This is a genomic window from Micromonospora sp. AB353, assembly GCF_049538395.1.
In the GTDB taxonomy this organism is placed as follows: Bacteria; Actinomycetota; Actinomycetes; order Mycobacteriales; family Micromonosporaceae; genus Micromonospora; species Micromonospora aurantiaca.
Genome location: NZ_JBMVFV010000144.1, coordinates 1 through 7,010, shown reverse-complemented (window position 1 = coordinate 7,010; position 7,010 = coordinate 1). Strand labels below are relative to the sequence as shown.

At 73.0% G+C, this 7,010-nt stretch carries 5 protein-coding genes; 2 read left to right on the top strand and 3 right to left on the bottom strand.

Annotated elements, in window-relative coordinates; translation table 11 throughout:
- Positions 1–3,004 (bottom strand): glycosyl hydrolase (locus ACPCK6_RS28980; protein ID WP_423482790.1); only part of this gene is annotated, 3,004 nt, incomplete at its 3' end.
- A 261-nt stretch (positions 3,005–3,265) separates the two neighbouring features.
- Positions 3,266–3,628, bottom strand: a complete 363-nt coding sequence (locus ACPCK6_RS28975) for a hypothetical protein (RefSeq protein WP_396883699.1) — start codon at positions 3,626–3,628, stop codon at positions 3,266–3,268.
- 96 nt (positions 3,629–3,724) lie between these two features.
- On the opposite strand from ACPCK6_RS28975, the gene ACPCK6_RS28970 reads away from it, so the two are divergent.
- Both ACPCK6_RS28970 and ACPCK6_RS28965 read left to right on the top strand, forming a co-directional pair.
- On the top strand, positions 3,725–4,345 hold the full coding sequence (locus ACPCK6_RS28970) for an L-threonylcarbamoyladenylate synthase (RefSeq protein ID WP_091418190.1): 621 nt from the start codon (positions 3,725–3,727) through the stop codon (positions 4,343–4,345).
- A 76-nt stretch (positions 4,346–4,421) separates the two neighbouring features.
- Complete coding sequence (locus ACPCK6_RS28965) at positions 4,422–5,996, top strand: Na+/H+ antiporter (RefSeq protein ID WP_396883700.1); 1,575 nt, start codon at positions 4,422–4,424, stop codon at positions 5,994–5,996.
- A 42-nt stretch (positions 5,997–6,038) separates the two neighbouring features.
- Here the strand turns inward: ACPCK6_RS28965 and ACPCK6_RS28960 are convergent, their stop codons facing one another.
- The gene (locus ACPCK6_RS28960) at positions 6,039–6,974 is read right to left on the bottom strand and encodes an NHL repeat-containing protein (RefSeq protein ID WP_423482789.1); all 936 of its coding nucleotides are present in this window, start codon (positions 6,972–6,974) and stop codon (positions 6,039–6,041) included.
- Positions 6,975–7,010 lie beyond the last annotated feature (36 nt).

Sequence of the window (7,010 nt, the reverse complement as noted above, 5' to 3'; positions counted from 1 at the left end):
CCGTCGAGGCGTTGCCGACGCCGAGGATCGTGGGTGCGCCACCGATGGCGTTCCACACCTCGACGCGTACCGTGCCGCCGGACAGATCGCCCAGCGTGCCGGTGGACGAGAGCAGCCCCTGGCTCTGCCGGTACCGCTCCGCACCCGGGATCGGGTCGGTGGCGAAGTACCTGTAGGTCTCCACCCGCTCGACGCTGCCGTCGCCGGTCAGGTCGTAGGACACCCGGATCTGGACCCCGTTGCCGACCGCGATGCCCGCGTCGACGGCCAGGTCGAAGGTGGTCGCCCCGCCGGTGTACGTGCCGGTCAACCCGGTGGCGGTGAACACCTGCGGGTTGGTCGGCGTGCCGTCGGAGTTGCCGGTCGCCGCCGCCACGTTCACCGTGCCGGCGGTGCCGGCGGTGCCGTCCAGCCCGCCGCCGGACCGCAGGTACCGGACCGGCGTCAGCGGGCTGCCCGTACTCGTCGGGCTGGGGCTCGCGGAGGTCGGCGTGGGACTCGCGGTGGTCGGCGTGGGGCTCGCGGTGGTCGGCGTGGGGCTCGCGGTGGTCGGCGTCGGGGTGGGCGTCGTGGTGGGCGGGGGACCGGTCGGCACGGTGCCGCCGCCGGTGGCGTTGCCACCGCTCCACGTGTACGCCCCGGACGTCGCGGTCTTCCCGGCCGGCACCGCGAGCGTCGTGCCGTTGGAGAACGTGACGGTCAGCGGCCGGGCGGTGATGTTCGAGGCCACGTAGGTGCGGACGCCGTTCTTGACGAACACCTTCGCCAGCGGGTGGTTCGCCGTGACCGTGGTGTCCACGGTGCCGAGCGCGGCCAGGTTGCGGATCCAGTGGAACGTGTGCGCCTTGCTCTCGCCCTCCTCGCTGGTGAACCCGCTGTTGGCGCGGAAGTTGCGCAGCGCCTGCTCGCCGTCGCCGAGGGCCAGGAACTCCCAGATGATGTCCTGCCACACGGTCGGCGGGCCGCCCTTGTTGGTGACCAGCTCGGCGTAGTTGGCCTTGACGTACTCCGGGAAGTCACCCAGGTAGAGGTGACCGCCGGTGATCGGCAGCATGTTGATGCCCTGGATCATCTCCGGCGCCGCGGAGAACCAGGTCGCGTACGCCCCGCCGTCGCCCCACACCATGCCGACCGTCTTGTGTCCGAACGCGGCGGGGAAGTTCTGGTCGTACACGTCGAACCAGTACTCGGAGATCGCCGCGGACTGGGTGGTCCACAGGTAGACCCCGGCGTCGCGGACGGCGGTGTCGCCGGTGGCCTGGCCCCACTGGATCAGCGCGTTGGCGAAGTTCATCCCCTCCGACGAGGACTCCTGGTTGTTGCCGGCGAAGAACGGCGCCAGCCCGGAGGCCCAGTCGTGCCCGGCGTAGATGTCGAAGTCCCGCAGGTAGGGGAAGCGGCTGTCGGCGCGGTCGTAGTTGTTGGCGTCGCGGATGAGCAGGTCGACCATGCCGCCGTAGCGGCTGTCGTCGGCCCAGCCCGGGTCGAACTTGGCGAGCGTGGCGGCGGCCGCGATGAAGTAGCCGTAGTGGAAGTGGTGGTCGTTGAGGTCCTCGTCGGAGCCGTACGAGGCCGGGTAGCCGATCAGCGTGCCCCAGTTGCGGTCGTAGTAGAACAACTGGCCGGTCTCGCCGGAGCCGGCGGTGAGCCAGTTGGTCAGCCGGTTCCGCATCGCGGTCAGCGCCGCGTCGCGGACCGAGGTCTGCCCGAGCTGGTCGGCGATCTCGGCGATCCGGGCGGCCCGGCCGAGCCCCTTGCCGGCCCAGTAGGTGTCAGTGCCGCTGACGCCCTCCGGATTGCCCTGCTCGGCGTTGAGGTAGCCGGTGACTGTGGACAGGTCCGCGCCGCTGGAGTCGCCCACGGCGGGCACCTCGGGCAGCACGCCGGTGAAGCGCATGGACGTGGTGAACGACGGCACGCCGGTGAGCACCCGCATGGCGCCGCGCGCCGAGACGTACGTCGGCGTGATCGGGGTGGCGCCGGTGAGGCTGCGCCACTGGTGCGGGTAGAGCGCCACCACCGTCCTCGTCTCGCTGCCCTCGCGGGGCGTGGTGGTGAACGCGTACGTGGTGCGCACCGTGCCGGCGGACGGGTCGTAGGCGTAGTTCATCCGGGTGCCGGTGACGTGGGCGTGTGCGTACCGGGCGTAGGTGTCGGCCAGTGCCGCCCGGTCGCCGCCGCCGGGCAGCACCGCGACCGAGAAGTACCCCTTGCCGGCCAGCGTCGAGCTGATGCCGGCGCCGTTGACGGTCCAGGTCGCGCCGGCCGGGGCGTACGCGACGTAGTCGTGGCCGTTGACCGTGAAGCCGATGGTGGCGCCGGAGTTGCGCCACACGGTGGGCGTCGCGGTGGCGGTGAGCTGCGCGGTGCCGCCGCTGACCGTGTAGTAGCTGAACGGCAGCCCGTGGCCGATGGTGGCGCGCATGGTGCGGCTGCCGTCGCTCCAGTCGGCGGTGACCGTCCAGTCGCTCCAGCCGGCGGCCTTCACCACCGGTGCGGACAGCCCGGGCATCCCGACGCGGACGTCCTCGCCGTACGGGTAGTGGAACTCGCCGACGCCGGTCGCGGTGCCGCTGATCGCCGGCGTGGTGGTGTACGACAGGCCGAGCCCGTTGTTCTCGGCCTTGAAGGCCAGCGGGTGGGCGTGCAGGATCTCGCTGCCGGCGCAGTTGTTGCGCTTCCAGATCAGCGACGACCACCAGTCGTTCGTGGGGATCGCGCCGGACGGCGCGTCGGCGGTGACGAACGTCCTCGGGTCGGTGCTGATCGCGCCGCAGCCCTTCGGCAGCAGGGTGCCGGGCGGCCGGGTCTCGGTGTAGCTGCCCGCGCCGACGGCGCCGGCGGTGGCGGTGCCGCCACCGCCGACCACGGCGCCGAGCAGGCCGGCGGCGAGCACCGACGCGGCGACGAGGGCGGTCGCCCGCAGGCCGCGCCGGCGGGCCGGGGACGGGCCGGGCGGGGCCGGGGGTACGGGGTCGGGGGAGAAGTCCCGCAGGAGGGTCATGGAGGTCCCCTTCACAAGGAGAAGGCGGGGTACGGAGTGGTGGTCCGGCACTCGTGAGAGCGCTCTCTTGAGAAGGGACAGTAAGGTTCGGGTTACGGGTCCGTCAATGTCTCGTTACCAAAGAGAGCGCTCTCCCGCGCTCGTGGAGCTCCCACCGGTCACCTCGCGAAGCACGCTGACCAGCGTCGACGGCACGCACGAGCGCCGCCCCCGGGCCGAGGCGGCCGGGGGCGGCACGAGGACGCGTACGCCTACGCTGAGTCAGGCGGCGGTGGCGGCGAGACTCCGCGCGTCGGTGCGTACCGCGGCGGTGCCCGGCTCACCGGCGGCACCGGCCCGACCGGTCTCCGGCTGCCCGGCTACCGGCCGCGAGCCGGACCGGGGCGAGCCGGCGGACTGCCGAAGCGCGGCGGACTGCCGCGGCGTCCGGGCGGCGCTCAGCCCCGCCTGCGCGTTGTTCCAGGCCGCGCACGGCCACGCCGCCCCGGCGCAGCTCGGGCTGGCGCAGACGCGCTCGTCGTCCGGCTGGTGCGCGTCGGCCACCGCGGCGGCCAGGTCCCACAGCAGCGGATCGGTCACCTCCGCGGGGCGGTCGGCGACGCGGTCTGTGCTGGCTTCGGACATGATTCGGTCCCCCTGTCGTGAACGGCCCCCACCTGTTTCCGGAAACGACCCGGGCCAAACCTGCGCCCGCCCGGGCGCGGACATAGGCTGACCGGCGTGGCGCGGTACTACGACCTGCATCCGGACAACCCCCAGCCCCGCGTGATCCGGCAGGTGGTGGACCTGCTGCGCGCCGACGGGGTGATCGCCTACCCGACCGACTCCTGCTACGCGCTCGGCTGCCGGATCGGCAACCGCGACGGCGTGGAGCGGATCCGGGAGATCCGGCGGCTCGACGATCGCCACCCGTTCACGCTGATGTGCGCCGACTTCGCCCAGCTCGGCCAGTTCGTCAAGCTCAGCAACGCGGTCTTCCGGCAGGTGAAGTCCGTCATCCCGGGCAGCTACACGTTCCTGCTCCCGGCCACCGCCGAGGTGCCGCGCCGGTTGCAGGATCCGCGGCGGCGGGTGGTGGGCGCGCGCGTACCCCGGCACACGGTCACCCAGGCGCTGCTCGCCGAACTCGGCGAGCCACTGCTGACCAGCACGCTGCTGCTGCCCGGCGAGGACGAGCCGATGACCCAGGGCTGGGAGATCAAGGAACGGCTCGACCACCTCGTCGACGCGGTGGTCGACGCCGGGGACTGCGGGCTGGAGCCGACCACCGTGGTCGACCTGTCCGGCCCGGAGCCGGAGATCCTGCGCCGCGGCGCCGGAGATCCGTCCCGCTTCGAGTAGCGATCACCGATTCCGTCCCACCCGGCCGCCGCCGTAGGGCACCGTGATTCCCGGCGGACGGTGACGGGGGTACGGCGTGGAAGCACTCGTGCTGATCACGGTGCTGGGCGCCACCGTGCTCGTCGGCACCACGATCGGCGGTCGCTACAGCGTCGCGCCGCCGGTCCTGCTGATCGCCATGGGCGCGCTGATCGGCCTGCTGCCGCCGTTCGCCAACCTGATCCTCGAACCCGAGGTCGTGCTGGTGCTGTTCCTCCCGGCGATCCTCTACCGGGAGAGCCTGGTCATCAGCCTTCGCGAGATCCGGGCCAACCTCACGGTGATCGTCGGGCTCGCCGTCGTGCTGGTGATCGTCACGATGGCCGCCGTCGCGTTCACCGCGCAGGCCCTCGGCGTGCAGCCGGCCGCCGCGTGGGTGCTCGGCGCGGTCCTGGCGCCGACCGACGCGGCAGCCGTGGCCGGCCTGGCCAAGCGGATGCCGCGCGGCATCCTCACCACGCTGCGCGCGGAGAGCCTGGTCAACGACGGTACGGCGCTCGTGCTGTTCGCCGTGGCCGCCGGCGTGGTAGCGGGCGGGACGGTGCCCGGAGCGCTGACGCTCACCGGCGAGTTCGTCGGCAAGTCGGCCGGTGGGGTGGCCGCGGGCCTGCTCGTCGGCGCGGTCGTGGTGCTGATCCGCAAACACGTCGACGATCCGATGCGCGAGGGCGGGCTGAGCATCCTCACCCCGTTCGTCGCGTTCCTGCTCGCCGACGCGGTGCACGCCAGCGGCGTGCTCGCGGTGGTGGTGTCCGGGCTGCTGCTGTCGTACGCCGCGCCCCGGGTGATCAGGGCCCGTTCCCGGGTCACCGCGTTCGCGTTCTGGGACCTGTCCACCTTCATGGTCAACGGTGGCCTGTTCGTGCTGCTCGGCACGCAGGTGCCGCGCTCGCTGCGCAGCATCACCAGCCACTCGCCGGCCGCGTCGCTCGGCATCGCGGCGCTCGTCGCCCTGGTCGTGGTGGTGATCCGGCTGGTCTGGGTGCACCTGTCGGTGTCGGCGCTGCAACGGGTGGACCGGCGGGAGTCGAGCCGCGCGCGGCACTTCGACGGCCGGATGCGTACCGCGGTGGGCTGGGCCGGGTTCCGCGGCGCCGTCTCGCTCGCCGCCGCGCTCGCCGTGCCGGTCACCATGCACGACGGCAGCACCGTGCGCGAGCGGGATCTGATCATCTTCGTGACCGTGGTGGTGATCGTGCTGATCATGCTGGTGCAGGGCACCACCCTTCCCGCTGTCGTGAGCTGGGCCGGCCTGACCGGCGATCGGGAACGCGACGACGAGGTGCGCTGGGCCCGGATCCGGGCCACCGAAGCCGCCCTGGAGGCGCTGCCCCGGGCCGCCGACGACGTGGGCGCCACGCAGGACACGGTGGACCGGCTGCGCGCCGACTACGAGGAGCACCTGGCCGACGCCCGCGACCCGGGCGATGAGGACGCGGAGGCGGAGCGGGAGATGGCCCGGCGGCTGCGGCTGCGGGTGCTCGACCACAAGCGCCAGGAGATCACCCGGCTGCGCAACACCAGGCAGATCGACGACGTGGTGCTGCGGCAGCTCCAGGCGGCCATCGACATCGAGGAGATCCGGCTGCTCGGGCCGGAGATGGAGGAGTGAACCGGGCCGGCCGCCACCCGTCCGGGTAGCGGCCGGCGTGGCTCAGCGCGCGTCGACAGCGACAGCCGTGTACGGGGTGGTCGGCGTCGGCGGGGTGGAGAACCGGGCGTTGGGCAGGTAGAGCCGGCCGAGCGCGGCGGCGACTGTGGTCGGCACGTCGAAGCCCGGGTCGGTGACGACCCCGCGCGGCGCGCCTGCGGTGCCGGCGCGGTTCAGCTCGACCACGGCGATCTGGTTGAGCCGGTTCTGCACCACGTACAGCGTGCGGCCGAGCAGCAGCAGGCCGTCGCCGTTGACGAACGTGGTGCCCGGCACGTCGACGGCGGTGGTGACGCCGGTGGCCGGGTCCACCCGGAACAGCGTGCCGGTGTTCGACTGCACGACGATCAGCGCCCGCCCGTCCGGGGTGGGCACGATGCCGTTGAGGTTGACGCCGGTGCCGCTCTGCTGGAAGTCGCCGGTCAGCGGGAGCGTGGTGAATCCGCCGGCGGGCGGCAGCGTGCCGCCGCGTCCCAGCGGCAGGCGGTAGAGCACCGGGCGGTTCGAGTCGGTGAACCAGGCGGCGTCCCGGGTGAGCGTGACGTCGTTGACGAACGTCGGCGCCTCGGCGAACCGGTAGCCGGCGAGCACGGCGCCGGTGCGCGTGTCGATCACCCGGGCGTCACCGGCGGTGCCACCGGCGACGAAGAGCCGGCCGCGCGGGTCGACCTTCATGCCGAGCGACGGGGTGCCGGTGGCGGGGCTGACCTGCCGGCCCGCGCCGGTGATCAGGTCGGCGCGGTAGATCTCGCCGGTGGCCCGCGAGCCGAACCAGGCGTACCTGCCGGCGGCGGCGACGCCCTCCGGCTGGAAGCCGTCCGGCAGCGCGATGACCGTGGGACGGCGGTCGTGGGCAGCGGCGGCGGGGGCCGGCGCGGCGGTGGTGACGAGGGTGGCGGCCAGGGCGACGCCGAGGGTGGTCCTGATGCGTCGGTTCACTGTGGTCCTTCCGGGCGAAACGGTGGAACAGGACCT

Excerpts from the sequence above, each read along its gene's own strand:
- ACPCK6_RS28975 (WP_396883699.1), bottom strand. The coding sequence starts at position 3,628 with ATGTCCGAAGCCAGCACAGACCGCGTCGCCGACCGCCCCGCGGAGGTG.